This is a genomic window from Spartinivicinus poritis, assembly GCF_028858535.1.
Taxonomy (GTDB): Bacteria; Pseudomonadota; Gammaproteobacteria; order Pseudomonadales; family Zooshikellaceae; genus Spartinivicinus; species Spartinivicinus poritis.
In genome coordinates this window covers 361,668-378,262 of sequence record NZ_JAPMOU010000001.1, presented here as the reverse complement: position 1 = coordinate 378,262, position 16,595 = coordinate 361,668, and the positions used below count along the sequence as shown (strand labels likewise).

16 protein-coding genes are annotated in these 16,595 nt (G+C 41.4%); 6 read left to right on the top strand and 10 right to left on the bottom strand.

The window, feature by feature from the left end; translation table 11 throughout:
- On the bottom strand, window positions 1-287 hold a 287-nt coding region (locus tag ORQ98_RS01635; RefSeq protein ID WP_274687029.1), incomplete at its 3' end, for a transposase.
- Between the two features lie 357 nt (window positions 288-644).
- Here ORQ98_RS01635 and ORQ98_RS01630 point away from each other — a divergent pair.
- From ORQ98_RS01630 to ORQ98_RS01620, 3 genes are all read left to right on the top strand, one after another.
- Window positions 645-1,034 (top strand): hypothetical protein, encoded by a 390-nt coding sequence (locus tag ORQ98_RS01630; protein WP_274687028.1) that lies wholly within the window; start codon window positions 645-647, stop codon window positions 1,032-1,034.
- A gap of 313 nt (window positions 1,035-1,347) precedes the next feature.
- A complete protein-coding gene (locus ORQ98_RS01625; protein ID WP_274687027.1) occupies window positions 1,348-1,530 on the top strand; it encodes a hypothetical protein in 183 nt (60 codons plus the stop codon).
- 55 nt (window positions 1,531-1,585) lie between these two features.
- Window positions 1,586-1,903: a hypothetical protein gene (locus ORQ98_RS01620; RefSeq protein WP_274687026.1), complete on the top strand. Its 318-nt coding sequence runs from the start codon at window positions 1,586-1,588 to the stop codon at window positions 1,901-1,903.
- A gap of 287 nt (window positions 1,904-2,190) precedes the next feature.
- On the opposite strand, the gene ORQ98_RS01615 is transcribed toward ORQ98_RS01620, so the two are convergent.
- A complete protein-coding gene (locus ORQ98_RS01615) occupies window positions 2,191-2,958 on the bottom strand; it encodes an enoyl-CoA hydratase (protein ID WP_274687025.1) in 768 nt (255 codons plus the stop codon).
- A 288-nt stretch (window positions 2,959-3,246) separates the two neighbouring features.
- Here ORQ98_RS01615 and ORQ98_RS01610 point away from each other — a divergent pair, with 288 nt between their 5' ends.
- Window positions 3,247-3,921 (top strand): metal-dependent hydrolase, encoded by a 675-nt coding sequence (locus ORQ98_RS01610; protein ID WP_274687024.1) that lies wholly within the window; start codon window positions 3,247-3,249, stop codon window positions 3,919-3,921.
- Between the two features lie 13 nt (window positions 3,922-3,934).
- Here the strand turns inward: ORQ98_RS01610 and ORQ98_RS01605 are convergent, their stop codons facing one another.
- Window positions 3,935-4,888, bottom strand: a complete 954-nt coding sequence (locus ORQ98_RS01605; RefSeq protein ID WP_274687023.1) for a 2Fe-2S iron-sulfur cluster-binding protein — start codon at window positions 4,886-4,888, stop codon at window positions 3,935-3,937.
- 361 nt (window positions 4,889-5,249) lie between these two features.
- Between ORQ98_RS01605 and ORQ98_RS01600 the strand changes: the two genes are divergently transcribed.
- Window positions 5,250-5,900, top strand: a complete 651-nt coding sequence (locus ORQ98_RS01600; RefSeq protein WP_274687022.1) for a L,D-transpeptidase family protein — start codon at window positions 5,250-5,252, stop codon at window positions 5,898-5,900.
- Between the two features lie 8 nt (window positions 5,901-5,908).
- Here ORQ98_RS01600 and ORQ98_RS01595 read toward each other — a convergent pair whose 3' ends face one another.
- Window positions 5,909-6,823 (bottom strand): substrate binding domain-containing protein, encoded by a 915-nt coding sequence (locus tag ORQ98_RS01595; RefSeq protein ID WP_274687021.1) that lies wholly within the window; start codon window positions 6,821-6,823, stop codon window positions 5,909-5,911.
- Window positions 6,824-7,078: 255 nt separating this feature from the next.
- Here ORQ98_RS01595 and ORQ98_RS01590 point away from each other — a divergent pair, with 255 nt between their 5' ends.
- A complete protein-coding gene (locus ORQ98_RS01590; protein ID WP_274687020.1) occupies window positions 7,079-8,599 on the top strand; it encodes a fumarate hydratase in 1,521 nt (506 codons plus the stop codon).
- Between the two features lie 63 nt (window positions 8,600-8,662).
- Here ORQ98_RS01590 and ORQ98_RS01585 read toward each other — a convergent pair whose 3' ends face one another.
- The 6 genes from ORQ98_RS01585 to aptA all read right to left on the bottom strand — a co-directional run bounded on the left by ORQ98_RS01585 (window position 8,663) and on the right by aptA (window position 16,335).
- The gene (locus ORQ98_RS01585) at window positions 8,663-8,947 is read right to left on the bottom strand and encodes a late competence development ComFB family protein (RefSeq protein ID WP_274687019.1); all 285 of its coding nucleotides are present in this window, start codon (window positions 8,945-8,947) and stop codon (window positions 8,663-8,665) included.
- Between the two features lie 316 nt (window positions 8,948-9,263).
- Window positions 9,264-10,547, bottom strand: coding sequence for an NAD-dependent dihydropyrimidine dehydrogenase subunit PreA (preA, locus tag ORQ98_RS01580; protein ID WP_274687018.1), 1,284 nt, complete (start codon window positions 10,545-10,547; stop codon window positions 9,264-9,266).
- Complete coding sequence (locus tag ORQ98_RS01575; RefSeq protein WP_274687017.1) at window positions 10,547-11,902, bottom strand: NAD(P)-dependent oxidoreductase; 1,356 nt, start codon at window positions 11,900-11,902, stop codon at window positions 10,547-10,549. The genes preA and ORQ98_RS01575 overlap by 1 nt, the downstream gene beginning before the upstream one ends.
- Window positions 11,903-12,455: 553 nt before the next feature.
- Window positions 12,456-13,898, bottom strand: a complete 1,443-nt coding sequence (gene hydA, locus ORQ98_RS01570; protein WP_274687016.1) for a dihydropyrimidinase — start codon at window positions 13,896-13,898, stop codon at window positions 12,456-12,458.
- Between the two features lie 28 nt (window positions 13,899-13,926).
- A complete protein-coding gene (locus tag ORQ98_RS01565) occupies window positions 13,927-14,793 on the bottom strand; it encodes a nitrilase-related carbon-nitrogen hydrolase (RefSeq protein ID WP_274687015.1) in 867 nt (288 codons plus the stop codon).
- Window positions 14,794-15,027: 234 nt separating this feature from the next.
- Window positions 15,028-16,335, bottom strand: coding sequence for an omega-aminotransferase AptA (aptA, locus tag ORQ98_RS01560; RefSeq protein ID WP_274687014.1), 1,308 nt, complete (start codon window positions 16,333-16,335; stop codon window positions 15,028-15,030).
- Between the last annotated feature and the right edge of the window lie 260 nt (window positions 16,336-16,595).

Sequence of the window (16,595 nt, the reverse complement as noted above, 5' to 3'; positions counted from 1 at the left end):
TCTTGGGAGATCAAATACATCCCTTGGAACCAAGTCTTTAATGGTAATTTGGTTGATTCAAAGATAGTACCTGCAGTTACAGATGTTTGCTGGTGACATTTATGGCACTGCTGAAGCTTTCTAGTAGTGAGTTGACAGCATTTATTGTATCCACAATTGGGACACTGAAAACCTTCTGGCCATCGCAATTTGTATAAGGTATTAAAGCATTGTTCTTCTGTACCATACTGTTTGAGAAACTCGTTTAAACTCAGGCCTTTTTGAAATTGAACTTTGTTGATAGCCATTATTTATACCTTCTCAATCAAATTGCCATACTGTTCAAATATACAGCAGCTAATGGCTTAGGTATAGTGATAATTAGGTTTATTTTTGCTTTTGTTCACTAAAGAGAAAAGTGAAGTGGGATGTAGGGAGTAAATAGTGAACTTACTGGGTACCATAGTTTGTATTTTCGCATGCACAGCGCTCTGGTCTTTGGCTGATGCAGAGATAGAGTCAACTTTATACTATACCTTGTTGGTGTTTATTCAGGCTTTTATTGGTTTTTGTATTGTTTCTATACAAATTCTTCATGATAGAGTAAAAAAGCTTGAAAAGGCTATCATTAAAAATAATTAACTATTAATAGGCTGTAGTTTTCTATGTTAAGAATTTTAGTTTGTTTTTATATTGTTTTATCTGCTTTTTCACAGCCATTAGTTGCAACTGAAAGCGAAGAATATGATTGTCCAGATCTTTCTTGTCAAGCAGCCAGATTCTTATTGCCAGAAGAAGAGTTTAAATGTGCTAGTTTAATGTATAAATATTATAATCTCAGAGTCGAAGCTGCTGAGCTTTGGGAAAATGGTCAGTGTGATGAGGCGGTTAAATTTACTAATAACTTGCTTAATAATCCTGATCGATATGAAGTACCTAGTCATTGTAAGACTAGAAGTCAGAAGGCTGATGAAATTAATCAACGGCACAAAGCAGATTTAGAGCGGTTCGTAAAGGCTGTTAAGCAGGACTCAAGCGGCCACTGTAAAAACTAATGCAATACATGAAATGTATATTAACGGTTATAAAAAGAGCGGCTATTGGTTTGCTTGTTGGCTTTGTTTATTATTGGGAACCAGTATCACGCTACTTATAGTATTTAACTAGCTCTACTCTGATAATAAATATAGGGGGTACCTGATAAGTGTCTGGAAAGATTTCGTTATGGAAGTTAGTCCTTTAACATTAGAACTATCGATAGGCGGAAGTTTTCTTTTTACTGGGTTTGTACTGAGAAAGTATGGTTTGCGTAGAGTAGTTAGTGATACTATTTAAACAGTAGTAATGAAAAGGTAAAGCTCGTTAAGAATGCAAGGCTTGATTTGTCGATTATTATTCTGGTCTCTTTTTGGGGCTTTTATTGGCTTATTTATAGGTGGTAAAAGTGCTTATGGCGAGGTGAATATTTATGTTGTATATGCGATAACAGGTGCTGTTATTGGAAGTATATTTGGGCAGCTTTTTTATAACCTTGGTAAAAGGGATTATTAGTGATGGCTTGTCGGGGAAGTTGCGATAGTTAATGAAAATAGGTAATTTCAGGTTATTGAAAGCATGGTTAAGCACGTCAAGAAAAAATATAGCTTATCATTTGCTAACAGGTTTTGTGTTATTAATTTTTTTGATGGCTTTTGCTGATAAGATATCAATTAAAGAGTCTACTATTGAAGTGGTTATACAAGGAGTTTCTTATAAAAATACCTGGTTAGGTAATCAGAGGTATGTTTCCTTTGTGACAAAAGAGGGAAGTATAGGAACTGTATATCCACCTGAAGGTGTTGTTTATCAGCAGGGTGATGTTATTAAGGTTGATGTTGCAAAATCAGTTATTTTTAATAGAAAGCGCTATGGGCTATCGCAATGACTAAAGCAGAGTTGATTGAACTGGTAAGTAAAATAACTCACTGATTATTGCAAAGGCTAACAGATATGGTGTAACAGGGTGTTCTGTAGCTGCGATAGGGATATCGCTTTAGCTCTTGATGGGCCAGGGATGGCACTTCAAGAGCGGCGGAAGAATATCCTGTTATTCCATATCGGACACTAGACTTATTTTCAACACCCGCGATGGGGAGTAGAAGCTAAACTAAACAACAAGCAGCTATGCTAAACAATAAATGAAAGCCAGTAATCAGGGTACAATCTGTAACTCTAAAACTGACTAAAATCCGCTGGTCGTTTTTGCAAAAAGGCTTTCATGGCTTCGGCTGCTTCTGGTGAGCTGAGTCGTTTAATAAATTCAGCACCTTCTTGTTTCATTACTTCAATTAGCTTTTCTTTGATAGGTTGCTTCAACAGTCGTTTACTGAGTTGCACGGCGCCAGGGGCTAGTGCTGCTAATTGATTGGCTTGGTCTACTGCGTGGTCAACTAATTGGTCTGAAGGGACTTGGGCGCTGGCAATGCCTAGGCTAACAGCTTCTTCTGAGCCAAATTTTTTGCTGGTCAGCAATAGCTCTGCTGCTTTTCGTTGCCCTACTAGTCTTGGTAATAGCCAGGTTGCTCCACCTTCTGGGCATAACGCTAATTTCACAAAGGGCATTTGTAGTTGGGCACTGTCACCAACATAAACAAAGTCACAATGCAGCAGCATGGTGGTACCAATTCCTACCGCAGGGCCGTCAACGGCGGCAATCAATGGCTTTTCTAGCTCTACTAGGGCTTCTAAAAAGTGGAAAACAGGGCTGTTAGTGCCAGTTGGTGGATGCTGCATAAAGTCATGAATGTCATTGCCGCTGGTGAAGCAGCTGGGGTGCCCTTCAATAACCACAACCAGTATCTCACTGTTTTGATTAGCATTAACCAATGCCTCTGCCATAGTGCTGTACATTTGGTTGGTTAGCGCATTCTTTTTGTCGGGGCGATTGATTTTTAACCGAAGGACACGATCTTGCTGGTTAACTATTACTAAATCAGGCACGTTGCTTGCTCCTCTTGTACACCGGCAATCTATTACACCGATATTCATCTATTTATAATAGACTATATTAAACGTTTGTTTGAAATTAGGCTAGGTTCTGTGTCGTGTCAATAGTTTGAAGATTTGGTCGCTAATTGATCAATAGGCACTAGTTGGTGTTGAAAATAATGGAATCGCGCATCCGAAAAAAGAATTCAGTGAATAAAAAACACTAATCATAAATTCGATAGAAATAAGCAACTATTTATGATTGACTGGCCACAAGTAAACAACTGAAGTATGTTTTTTATGGCGAATTTTAATACACATATTAATGTAGCGGCGACTTGTGGCGGTGTTGTAGCGATTGCGGGTTTAGGTGAAGGTATTTTAAGTGTTTCACAAGCGTTGATTGCTTGGGTATTAATTTCGGTTGGTGGAATTTTGCCTGATGTAGATTCTGATCATGCCAAGCCAGTAAAAGCCCTGTTTACTGCGTTGGCTGCAGGCGCTGTTATTTTGGTTGTGACTCATATGCAACCTATGCCGCCAACTCCTATCTTGTTAGTGGTGGGGATATCGGTTTATTTAGTGGTGCGGATATTGGGCTATAAAGTATTTGCTCAATTTAGTGCCCATCGTGGTATTTACCATTCGTTGTTGGCTGGAGCCTTATTTATGGCAGCAACAATTGTCTTATGTCACCAGGTATTGGCGACAAATGCGGTATTGGCTTGGGGTTGTGGGGTTGCAGTTGCCCTAGGGTTTTTGATTCATTTAATTTTAGATGAAATCTACAGTGTCGATTTGGTTGGAGCTAGAATAAAGCGTTCATTTGGTACAGCAATTAAGCCGATTGACTTTAGAAACCCACTTAACTCATTAGTGATGGGTGGCATTGTTGTAGGACTATTTTTTCTGGCACCATCGCCAGAGCCATTTGCTAAATGGTTTAGTAGCCAGTGGCTAGGCCGCCTCATATAAAAAATATGAGATATTACGGTTGTAGAGGTCCATGTGAAATAAAAGGCATCATTTGAAGCTGGTTATTTGCATGTGCCTTTTTAGTTAAATATTGACTGGCCGCCTTAATCATACTGGCAAGGCCAGTTAGATAAATATGTTGATATGTTAGTTGTGGGATTTGTTCTATCACTTCAATTAAACCATTGGCTGACTGGTCAATGACTTGCTGATAATTAAACTGAGGAAATTGACTTGCCAGCTCATTTAAAGCCGTTTGCCAATATAACTCTTGAGCATTTGAAACCCAATGAATAAGTCTAATATTACCTCGATAGCCTGTTTCAAGTTTGTCTTTTGCAATAAATAAGGCACAACCCAAGCCGGCTTCTGCGGCAATCAATAACATTGGCTGCTGGCTGGACGTTTCTGCTAGATGATAGTTACCCTGTAAATCACTTATGAATAATGGATCCCCTGATTTGGCATCATCATGCACCCAACGGCTAAACTCACCACCGACCACCCGCTGTACATGAAATTTTAGTTGAGTAGGCTCAGAATTATTAGCCAGCACATAAGGCCGAGCGAGGGTTTGCCCTAACCATAAAGTAAGGTGCTGGCCAGGTTGGAAACGAACCGGACGAAGGGTCACCAGTGTTAACTCTTTAATAGTGGGTGTTAGTGAAGAGGTATGGCTAACAATGGCTTGCTGTTGCTCTTGTTGGCGGTTGATTAAAGTGACGCTGATATCCTGGGTTGGGTAGCACTGACAGGCAAGAAATAACTGTTTTGATAATTGCGCTTCGGTTAACCCGGCTTGAGAGGGAGGTGGCGGATTGCCACTGGTTATTTTCATTAAGCAAGAGTGGCAAACCCCTGCCCAGCAGGAATTGGGTACTTTGACACCTGCTTCTAATAAAGTTTCAAGCACGCTTTTGTGTCCTTTTACAGGGATGCATGCTTTTTCATAGTGAATGCTAGCCATCAGTTACTATACCCTTGGCTAAACCTGCCTTAATTGGTTACTTTTTCCACTATCTATAGAGTAGTGTACCTGAGTTTTACTGTGTTAATCTTATGTTTTTAATTTAGGGCATCTCTAATAATTGTTTTTTGCTTGTGGCCTTGTTGTAGAAGTACCCTTTAGAATCTGTTGAACTGCACTCAACAGCGCTAAACCACTGCTATACTCAAAATGTGGGGTATCTTCAAGTTGTCATAACTTAGCAGTAAATGCAAGCAGTTGGTTAAATATGTTGAATAAAGCCATATTGATTTCTTTTTTTATTACCTCCAGTGTGGGGGCAGTTTTCATTTTCGGTAAACCTATTTGGCACCCCTACTATATGAAGTTGGTAGGTGCACGAACGGTTAAGGATGTGATTGATCACTATCAGGAAGATAGCCAAAGCCGCCTAAAACCTTATTTGGATCAAGCGGGTTTCAAGCAGCTGCCAACAGCCTTAACCATGCTAGGGATTAAAGATGAAAAAAAGCTTGAACTTTGGGGGCAAAATCATGCTGGTACATGGGTATTTATTCGCAGTTTTCCAGTATTAGCTGCCAGCGGCAAGTCAGGCCCAAAATTAAGAGAGGGAGATAAGCAAGTACCTGAAGGGATTTATAAAATAATAGGCTTCAACCCTAATAGCAGTTATCACCTTTCCATGAAGCTTAACTACCCCAATGCATTTGACTTAAAATATGCCAAACTTGAAGGCAGGCACCAGCCTGGTACCAATATCTTTATTCATGGTAAGGCTGCTTCAATTGGTTGTCTAGCGATAGGGGATAGGGCAATAGAAGAGTTATTTGTATTATCCGCTTTAGTAGGTAAAGAAAATATTCAAGTGGTGATTGCGCCTTCAGACCCTAGAAAAAAACGATTGAAAGCCAATAGACCGCTGCCCTGGTGGACAAATAAATTATATCAGCAAATCAGTGCGGCATTTCAGCCATACTCGCATCAAAAGTACAATTTAACCCAAATATTCTGAGGGTATTTTTAGAAAATCAAATCTAAAAACCTAGCCTGTTCCGCCAGCTGTTCTTGCAGAAAATGAATCAGTCGGCGACACCGTTCAGGTAATATCTGTCGCAGGGGGTATACGACATAAAGTGCACCAACAGGTATTGTATATTCAGTGAGCAACGATACTAGCCGTTTAGCGGTAATATCAGCTTGTACTTCCCAAATGGATTTTTGTGCGATGCCTGCGCCTGCCACTGCCCATTGCCTTAAAATTTCGCCATCATTGGTGTGGCGGTAACCCATGATCGGAATTTCAAAAATATTATCGGCAAGGGAGAAGCGCCAGTGTTGCATATGATTAAGCACTAAACACTGGTGATTAGTTAAATCATAAGGGGTTTGAGGGCTTCCATGATTTTCAATATAAGCCGGTGAGGCACAGATAATTTGTTGGTTAGGTGCTATTTTCAGTGCTCTTAGACGGCTATCACTTTGCGGGCCAATAGAAATAATTAAATCAACATTTGACCAATTAATGTTTCCAATAGGGTCACTGGTCAGCAGTTCCACGGATATTTCTGAGTGCAAATTAGCAAACTGTTCTAATAATGGACATATGCACTGACGCCCAATATCAGCGGGTGCGCTGATACTAATATTGCCAATTAAATCGGTGGGTTGATGGGCTAAATGCTGCTCAAGTATTTCAAGCTCTGCTAGGATTCGTTGGCTGCTTTCCAGCACTCGTTCACCAACAGTAGTGAATTGTAATGTAGTGGCGCCTGGCTCCTGTAATTGTAAATGGAGGGTATTTTCCAGCTGCTTAATTGCCTCAATAACGCCATTGTTTTTTTCTGTCAGACTGCTCCCCACAACAAACCCGTTTTCTTGGATGATTTTTGCCAGGTTAACCATCTCTATCAGGTTGAGTTGTAAGTGGTTTGGCATGATGCTTAACCCTATCGTGCAATCTTTGATAATTAGACAGCAAGTCATTATTAGAGGTGCCCTTAAGGTGCTTATGAGGGCTTTAACCTTTTTGCTAAGAAACTGTTAGAATAGCGGCCGCTAAGTGGAAGCTGTCACGAAAAGGTATCCGCCAGCTTTTGCGGCAGCTTCCAAGGGAAGAGAGATCTTCCCCAAGTTAAAACAAAATTAATTGCCTGATCCGTAGATAGCTGTTGTAGAGGAGCTCTAGCCCCCATGACTGTAATTCGCCAAGATGATTTTATTGACAGCATGGCTGATGCCTTGCAGTTTATTTCTTACTACCACCCCATTGACTTTATTCAAGCTGTACATGAAGCCTATCAAAAAGAAGAATCTCAAGCGGCTAAAGATGCGATGGCGCAAATTCTGATTAACTCCAGAATGTGTGCCGAAGGTAAACGCCCCATTTGCCAGGATACCGGCATCGTCACGGTGTTTTTAAAAATAGGGATGAATGTCCAGTGGGATGCCAAGTTAAGCGTTGAAGATATGGTGAATGAAGGGGTTCGTCGGGCATACACTCACCCTGACAACGTATTGCGTGCTTCTATTCTGGCAGACCCAGCAGGTAAACGAGCGAATACCAAAGATAACACCCCTGCGGTAATTCATATGCAAGTGGTGCCAGGCGATACGGTAGAAGTGCATGTGGCAGCAAAAGGCGGTGGCTCTGAAAATAAAACCAAAATGGTGATGTTAAACCCAAGCGACAGTATTGTTGATTGGGTGGTGAAAACCGTACCTACCATGGGTGCCGGCTGGTGTCCGCCAGGTATGCTAGGTATTGGTATCGGTGGTACAGCAGAAAAAGCGGCTGTATTAGCTAAAGAGTCTTTAATGGACCCTATTGATATTTATGAGCTGCGTGAAAGAGGCCCACAAAATCGGGTGGAAGAACTGCGCCTGGAAATTATGGATGCGGTTAATAAGCTAGGTATTGGTGCCCAAGGGCTAGGCGGCTTAACCACAGTATTGGATGTTAAAATTAAAGATTACCCCACTCATGCAGCGTCGTTGCCTATTTGTATGATTCCTAACTGTGCTGCTACTCGTCATGCGCACTTTGAACTGAAAGGTGATGGCCCAGCCCTACAAACACCACCCAGTATAGATAACTGGCCAGATATTACCTGGGATGTAGGCCCAAATGCCCGTCGGGTTGATTTAAACAATATTACGCCTGAAGAAGTACAAAGCTGGCAACCAGGCGAAACCGTGCTGCTGTCTGGCAAAATGCTCACTGGCCGGGATGCTGCTCATAAGAAAATGGTAGAAATGATTGCTAATGGTGAGCAGCTGCCAGTTGATTTAAAAAACCGTTTTATTTATTACGTTGGCCCAGTAGACCCTGTGCGTGAAGAAGTGGTCGGCCCAGCAGGCCCTACTACCTCAACGAGAATGGATAAATTTACCCATACCATGCTGGAAACCACTGGTTTGTTAGGGATGATTGGTAAAGCCGAGCGTGGCCAAGTGGCTATTGATGCCATAAAACAGTTTGGTGCTGTTTATTTAATGGCTGTGGGTGGTGCGGCTTATTTGGTATCAAAAGCGGTTAAAGAAGCTAAAGTAGTCGCCTTTCCTGAGTTAGGTATGGAAGCTATTTACGAGTTTGATGTGCAGGATATGCCGGTAACCGTAGCGGTTGATAGTAAAGGGACGTCAGTACATCAAACGGGACCACAAGAATGGCAGGCGAAAATTATGCAAGCTGAGCCAGTGGAAGTTCAGTAATACGCTTTAATCCTTGTTGAGGCTGTAGCAAAAGGTCATAAGTGCCGTAGTTTTGCGTCAGCCTCACAATTCTGCTTCTTTTTCTTTGCTCCTTCTTACCCTGACAAATAACACCGCATCATCCACCGCTTTTCTTACTTTTGACTCCATTTCAACCCGTTCATTGGGCGACAGGTAATAGGCCATATCAATATCATAATGAATATACCGTGGCGGTAGATGGTTTAATGCTACGCAAGCAATATCAGGTAAATATTCGGTAAGTGTTGGATCGCGCTGGTATTTCTCGAAAATATAATCCACTACCAAATGTTCATAATAATTATGGAATTCTTCTTGTAAGGCCATTATGAGTAAACCTTTATGGGCTACGGCGCTTTAAACATATAGAGTAGGCGTTCCATGAGAAGAGACGCTATCACAAGTGTAGCTCATACAGTGACATGTCACTGATGAATCCCATATTGGGCTAATATTTTTTGATATTGGCCAGTTCGTTTGAGTTGATTAAGTGTTTTTTGCCAGCGCTGGCTATTAAAAATAGATTAAGCAAAAAAACGGTAAGCAGAGATGTGTATAGATGACTAGCAGGCTGCATTGTTGACTCTATTTGATGAAGACCAACCTGCTAGTAATTTTAGTTAACAGATGCCTATTTGCATTATTAGGCTTCCTCAGTAGTTACCTCCCTCATTGGGTTATTTGGATGCTGCGTCCAGTTTAAATAGGGCTGATTGACTGGTTGCGGTTCCATGGTAATGCAGTCAGTCACTGGGCAGGTGATTTGGCATAAATTACAGCCTACACAGTTTTCATCAATCACTTCATAAACCCGTTGGTGGTTATGTTCAGCGGCTTTAATTGCCTGGTGAGAAGTATCCTCACAAGAGGCGAAACAACGGCCACAACCAATGCATAAATCAGGGTCGATTCTAGCTAGGGTTTTATAATTTAGGTCTAAATATTTCCAATCAGTTAAGTTAGGAATAGCCTTACCAACAAAGTCATTAAGGGTTTTAAATCCTTTGCTGGCCATCCACTGACTTAATCCATCGGTGAGCTCATCAATGATATTAAAGCCATAAATCATGGCTGCAGTGCAAACCTGTACGTTACCAGCCCCTAACACCATAAACTCGGCGGCATCACGCCAGGTTGTAATACCGCCAATACCTGAAATCGGTAGTCCATGGGTGGCAGGGTTTCTTGCTATTTGTCCTACCATATTTAACGCTATTGGTTTAACGGCGGGGCCGCAGTAACCGCCACTGGTTACTTTACCACCTACAGCTGGAGCACCCACCATGGTATCCAGGTCAATAGAGGTGATGGAATTAATGGTGTTGATCAATGAAACCGCATCGGCACCACCTTTTTTAGCTGCCGTGGCTGGGTGCAAAATGTTACTGATATTGGGAGTGAGTTTGACAATAACGGGTAGAGATGAATAATGCTTACACCAGTTGGCGACCATTTCTACATACTCAGGCACTTGCCCAACCGCTGAGCCCATGCCCCGTTCTGGCATGCCATGGGGACAGCCAAAATTTAACTCTATAGCATCCGCGCCGGTATCCTCCACCTGCCGTAAAATATTACGCCAGGAATCTTCATTACAAGGCACCATTAATGAAACCACCATGGCTCGGTCTGGCCAGTTACGTTTTACTTCGCGAATTTCTTGTAAATTAACGGCTAACGGGCGGTCTGAGATTAATTCAATATTATTAATCCCAATTAAGTTGCCATACATATCATGATGAGGCGAATAGCGCGAAGAAACATTCACCGGGTGTGGATCTTCACCCAGGGTTTTCCAGACAACCCCACCCCAGCCGGCTTCAAAAGCACGATTCACATTGTACGCTTTATCTGTAGGAGGGGCGGATGCTAACCAAAACGGATTGGGGGATTTTACGCCAATAAAATCACTGGTTAAATCGGTCATTACTCTTCCTCCTTGGCTATTAAAAACTGATGAATAGCCTGAGCTGCTTGTTTTCCTTGTTGTACAGCAGTTACCGTTAAATCTTCGCCAGGGTTAATACAATCACCACCTGCAAATACTTTATCCAGAGAGGTCTGGTAATTATTAAGTATTTTTATTTTTCCCTGTTCATGTTCTACATAGAGTTGAGCATCATGGCTAAATGCCGTATCTGCTAACGATTGGCCAATAGCTTTAAAAATGTAGTCGGTGGGTACAATTAAAAATTCACCATTACCTTGTAATTTACCCTTAGTGAGTTGGGTGTGCTCAAGTTCAATGGCGAGCAGTTGCTTTTTATCAGTAATAATTTTGACGGGTTTAACCCAGGGTATGATTTTAATACCATGCAATAGGGCTAAATGTTGTTCTTTTTCGGTTGCGCCCATTTGTTCTCGACCACGACGATAAGCTACGGTTACTTCTTTTGCCCCGAGTTTTTTTAACTGTACAGCAATATCAATAGCAGTATTACCTCCGCCAATAACCAAGGCGGTTTTATTCGTGGGGAGTACCTTTAGATTTTGTTGGCGTATTTGTTCTATATATTCAATTGCATCAATGACTTGGGGGTGATCTTCCCCTTCAAGTCCTAATTGACGGCTATTCGCTAAACCTATCGCTAAAAAAACAGCATCATAGCTTTCCTGTAATTCATTAAGGTGAAAATCAACACCTAACGTTAAGTTGGTATGCAGTTTAATACCGCCAATCGCAAGAATTTTATCAACTTCTTGTTGAGCATAATCATTAATTAACTTATAGGCTGCAATACCATATTCATTAAGGCCGCCGGGTTTTGCTTTGGCTTCAAATAAATCGATAGTGTGCCCGTGCTGAGCAAGTTGATGAGCACAAGCTAAACCCGCAGGGCCAGCTCCAACCACAGCAATTTGTTTATTGGTCGCTGGTTTCCGATTAAAAGGGTAGGGTGCGCCTGCTAAGCTATCAACGGCATAACGCTGTAATAAACCAATTTGTATAGGCTGACACTCAGGTTCTTTATTTCTGACACAAGCCTGTTGGCAGAGGGTTTCAGTAGGGCAAACCCGAGCACAACTGCCGCCTAAGATATTATCTTGTAAAATGGTTTTGGCTGCACCAATTGGGTTGTTCGCGCTAATTTTGCGAATAAAGCTGGGAATATTAATTCCCGTTGGACATGCATCAATACAGGGTGCATCATAACAAAATAAACACCGAGCTGATTCGACTTGTGCTTCTAGAGTGGATAAAGGTGGATGAAGGTCATCAAAATGATAACTATTATTAATTTCATCAACGTCCACTTCAGCTAAATTAATTTTCTCTTGCATAATTAAATAGACTAATCACAATTTAAAATTTTCTGTTTATATTTTTAGCCCCCTCTCCCTCTGGGAGAGGGCTCACAAAAGTTGTTCCCCCCTTTAATAAAGGGGGGCTAGGGGGGATTTAAAGTGATCGTATTTTTTGAGCTATCTCCGCTTTATTTGCTTGTAAAAATCCCCCTCAATCCCCCTTTTTCAAAGGGGGAAGCCAGATTGTGCCATAACTCTAACCCACCTGTTTCTTGCAGCAGTTCCAGAATACCCTATTACTTCATATTTATTCTCCAGAACCCTTTTGCGACGGCCATCCATGGAGGATAAGGAATAGGTTTTGAGTCCTTTTGCGACACCCTCAAAAAGGGAGCAGGGGGGATTTAAAGTGATCGTGTTTTTTGAGCCATCTCCGTTTTATTTGTATATAAAAATCCCCCTCAATCCCCCTTTTTCAAAGGGGGAGGTGTATTGCGTAGTAGTCTTATCCCCTATTTATTAAGCCCATCAAGAGCGGAGGAATAATGAGCTGTTATTCCATATCGAACACTACACTTATTATTTGCTACTAACGTTTAATAGCAAAAGGCGCGTTATACTCTGCTTGCTTAGTTAACGTCTCATAAATACCTGGATAGGGTGGTCTGTTAATGTAACGACCAGTACCTGGTTTGGTAAATAATTTACCCTCACTCCAAGCTAATTTACCTCCTTGAATCGTATGGTTAGGAATACCTTTAACCGTTTTTCCTTCGAAAATATTAAAATCAATTCGCTGGTGATGGGTTTTTGCAGAAATAGTGCGGGTGCCAGCAGGGTCCCATACGACTAAATCAGCATCAGCACCGACTTTTATACAGCCTTTACGTGGGAATAGATTAAAAATTTTTGCCGTATTAGTAGAGGTGAGTGCAACAAAGTCATGTTTAGATAATTTGCCAGTATTTACTCCTTCATGCCAGAGTACTGCCATCCTGTCTTCTATTCCTGCAGTACCGTTAGGAATTTTAGTGAAGTCACCTTTACCCATGGCTTTCTGTTCATTGCAAAAACAGCAATGATCGGTTGCAGTGGTTTGTAAATGACCCGCTTGTAATCCATGCCATAAAGCTTGTTGGTGATGTTTAGGACGGAAGGGGGGGCTCATCACATAACCAGCTGCTTGTTGCCACTCGGGATGCAGGTAAACACTATCATCAATTAATAAATGGCCGGTAAGACACTCGCCGTATATTTGAAAACCATGATCACGCGCATAGCGAATTTCATCAACCGCATCTTGAGTCGAAACGTGCACTAAATAAAGTGGGGCTCCTAAGGTTTGAGCGATCCTGATGGCACGGCTGGCAGCTTCTCCTTCCACTTGAGAGGGGCGAGAAAGAGGGTGGCCTTCAGGCCCAGTGATGCCTTTTTCTATCAGTTGTTGTTGTAAATGATAAACCAACTCACCGTTTTCAGCATGAACGGTTGGAATAGCGCCGAGTTCTAAACAGCGAGAAAAGCTGGCAACTAATATATCATCTGTTGCCATAATGGCATTTTTATAGGCCATAAAATGTTTAAAGCTGTTAACACCATACTCTTTGACTAAGGTTTCCATGTCTTGGTAAACAGAGTCATCCCACCAGGTGATAGCCACATGAAAGGAGTAATCAGCGGTGGCTTTCGCAGCCCATTCACGCCAAATGTGGTATGCCTCTAATAACGATTGTTTGGGGTTAGGGATAACAAAGTCAATAATCATGGTTGTCCCGCCAGCGAGTCCGGCAGCAGTGCCGGTATAAAAGTCTTCGCTAGCGACTGTACCCATAAAAGGTAGTTGCATATGGGTGTGAGGGTCGATGCCGCCTGGCATTACTAATTGACCGTCAGCATCTATTTTTTGGGTATGAACAGGTACATCCAGTTGTTGGCCAATGGCTGAAATTTTTCCATCATCACCACAGTAAATATCTGCTTGATAGGATTCTTCGTGGGTAACAATAGTGCCATTTTTTATTAGTAGAGACATACTAACCCCTTATATATAGTTTTAATAGTTACTCGCCTTTTGTCAGTATCTCATAAGCCTCTGGTCGTCTATCTCGGAAAAACTGCCATTGATTGCGAACTTCCCTAACCAGCTCTAAATTCAAGTCGCAGATTAATAGCTCATCTTTATCCTCACTGGCTTGGGCTTCAATTTCACCACGAGGGTTTACAAAATAAGAGGAGCCATAAAAAGTGCCAATATCCCATGGTGCCTCATTACCAATTCGGTTAATCGCCGCAATATAACAACCATTAGCAACAGCCGCTGCTGGCTGTTCCAATTCCCATAAATATTTAGATAAACCTGCCACGGTAGCGGAAGGGTTGAAAATAATCTCTGCCCCGTGTAGCGCTAATGCCCGCCAACCTTCTGGAAAGTGACGATCATAACAAATATAAACACCAATTTTGCCGTATTGGGTTTCAAATACAGGCCAATTAGACTGCCCTGGCTTAAAAAAGAATTTTTCCCAAAAACCAGCTACTTGCGGGATATGGGTTTTACGGTATTTTCCTAAGTATTCACCATTAGCATCAATCACCGCTGCAGTATTATAGTAAACACCAGGGATGTCTTCTTCATAAATAGGGGCAATAATGACCATTTGATGTTTTTTAGCATATTGTTTTAATAGCTGAATCGTTGGGCCATCTGGAACCCTCTCCGCAGCGCCATACCATTTAGTATCTTGACTAGGGCAAAAATAAGGTTGATTGAATACCTCTTGCATACAGAGAATTTGTACGCCTTTTTCCCCTGCTTGATCAATTAATTGAATATGAGCTTCATTCATTAAGTCACGGATTGTTTCGGGAGATTCGTTAGTATCCGCTTTTAAGCCCATTTGAATTAGGCCGGCCTTCACTTTATTCATAAATTTCCTTATATACCCTTCACGAATGATTTCTAGGTTTTGTTATCTTCAATCCTAATCACTAAGGATGGTGTGAATGCAGTTAATGCATGGAGCATTTAACTGTCACCCCAATCACCTATTATTATAGGCTCATGGGGCCTCGTCTCTCGATGGCCGCACCTAAAAAAACATTCGTATTGGGTATACCCTTGATGAATTTTTTTAAGGGTTAACCCTATACCAGTAATTTTTTTATGTCAGGTGCTTTAGCACTTTACTTACAGTTTCCACCAGCCTATCAATGTGTTGTTTCTCGATAATCAAAGGCGGTGAAAAAGCGATGGTATCACCTGTTGTACGAATTAGCAGCCCTGCTTCATAGGCATTAAGAAATGCTTGAAAGGCGCGCTTACCGGGTGAACCGGCAACTGGTTCTAACTCAATAGCGCCAATTAAGCCTAAGTTGCGAATATCAATAACATAAGGCAAGTTCATCATACTATGCATGGCATCTTCCCAATATTGATAAATGCCATCCTGTCGTTGAAACAGGTTTTCCTCTTCATATACATCTAATGAAGCTAAAGCAGCGGCACAAGCTAACGGGTGTCCTGAAAAAGTATAACCATGAAATAACTCAACCATATGCTCAGGGCCATGCATAAAGGCTTGATAAATTCCATCGCTTATCATTACTGCCCCCATAGGAACAGTGCCATTGGTTAATCCTTTGGCTGTAGTAAGAATATCAGGAGTTACTCCAAAATAGTTAGTAGCAAATGAATCACCAAGTCGACCAAAGCCAGTAATTACTTCATCAAAAATCAATAAAATATCGTGTTGATCACAAATAGCCCGTAATTTTTCCAGATAACCTTTGGGGGGAAGCAATACTCCTGCAGAACCAGAAATAGGCTCAACAATCACCGCTGCGACAGTTGATGGATCATGCAAACTAAGTAAGTCATTCAGCGCGTCGGCTTTTTCCATGCCATGGCTTGGTAAACCTCTGGAAAAAGCATTTTTACTGATATCATGGGTGTGAGGTAAATGGTCAACATTACCCAACAAGTTGGCGAACATTTTTCGGTTGGCCACCATGCCGCCTACTGACATTCCTCCAAAATTGACGCCGTGATAAGCTCGTTCACGCCCAATTAATATGGTTTTTTGCCCTTGTCCTTTGGCTCGATGGTACGCTAATGCTATTTTAAGCGCAGTTTCTACTGACTCGGAACCAGATCCTGTATAAAACACATGTTGTAAATTGTTTGGAAGTAAATTCGTTAGGCGATTAGCCAGTTCGAAAGCTTTTGGGTGACCCATTTGAAAGGCTGGTGAATAGTCAAGTTCAGCTACCTGCTGTTGAACGGCATTAACAATTTTGCTACGACAGTGGCCAGCATTAACACACCACAAACCTGCAATACTATCCATAACTTCTAAGTTTTCTGGAGTGTAATAAAACATTCCTTTTGATTTTGAAAACATCCGAGGAGATTGTTTGAACTGTCTATTGGCAGTAAACCCCATCCAGTAGGCGTTTAGGTTATTTTCCATTCTGATACTCTTAAAATTAACCAATTAGTTCAAAGTGTGGGATAACAATAGACAATGAACTAGGCAAAGTTTGTGTTGACTTAAAAATTAACTGTTAATTGAGCAAACAAAATAGGTGAGCGTTAATTTATGTGTTTTGTTATACTCTTCACTGCGAGTATATACCTCATTATGAATGGCCGTTAAGTCGTGTTGTCACTAGAAGCTATCCATATTTAACCATATACCAAAGTGTACTCTCCAAAAGCTGACTAGGTTGT

Excerpts from the sequence above, each read along its gene's own strand:
- ORQ98_RS01595 (WP_274687021.1), bottom strand. The coding sequence starts at position 6,823 with ATGCCAAACCACTTACAACTCAACCTGATAGAGATGGTTAACCTGGCA.
- ORQ98_RS01590 (WP_274687020.1), top strand. The coding sequence starts at position 7,079 with ATGACTGTAATTCGCCAAGATGATTTTATTGACAGCATGGCTGATGCC.
- ORQ98_RS01565 (WP_274687015.1), bottom strand. The coding sequence starts at position 14,793 with ATGAATAAAGTGAAGGCCGGCCTAATTCAAATGGGCTTAAAAGCGGAT.
- ORQ98_RS01585 (WP_274687019.1), bottom strand. The coding sequence starts at position 8,947 with ATGGCCTTACAAGAAGAATTCCATAATTATTATGAACATTTGGTAGTG.
- hydA (WP_274687016.1), bottom strand. The coding sequence starts at position 13,898 with ATGTCTCTACTAATAAAAAATGGCACTATTGTTACCCACGAAGAATCC.
- preA (WP_274687018.1), bottom strand. The coding sequence starts at position 10,547 with ATGACCGATTTAACCAGTGATTTTATTGGCGTAAAATCCCCCAATCCG.
- ORQ98_RS01630 (WP_274687028.1), top strand. The coding sequence starts at position 645 with ATGTTAAGAATTTTAGTTTGTTTTTATATTGTTTTATCTGCTTTTTCA.
- ORQ98_RS01600 (WP_274687022.1), top strand. The coding sequence starts at position 5,250 with ATGAAGTTGGTAGGTGCACGAACGGTTAAGGATGTGATTGATCACTAT.
- ORQ98_RS01605 (WP_274687023.1), bottom strand. The coding sequence starts at position 4,888 with ATGGCTAGCATTCACTATGAAAAAGCATGCATCCCTGTAAAAGGACAC.
- aptA (WP_274687014.1), bottom strand. The coding sequence starts at position 16,335 with ATGGAAAATAACCTAAACGCCTACTGGATGGGGTTTACTGCCAATAGA.
- ORQ98_RS01610 (WP_274687024.1), top strand. The coding sequence starts at position 3,247 with ATGGCGAATTTTAATACACATATTAATGTAGCGGCGACTTGTGGCGGT.
- ORQ98_RS01625 (WP_274687027.1), top strand. The coding sequence starts at position 1,348 with ATGCAAGGCTTGATTTGTCGATTATTATTCTGGTCTCTTTTTGGGGCT.
- ORQ98_RS01575 (WP_274687017.1), bottom strand. The coding sequence starts at position 11,902 with ATGCAAGAGAAAATTAATTTAGCTGAAGTGGACGTTGATGAAATTAAT.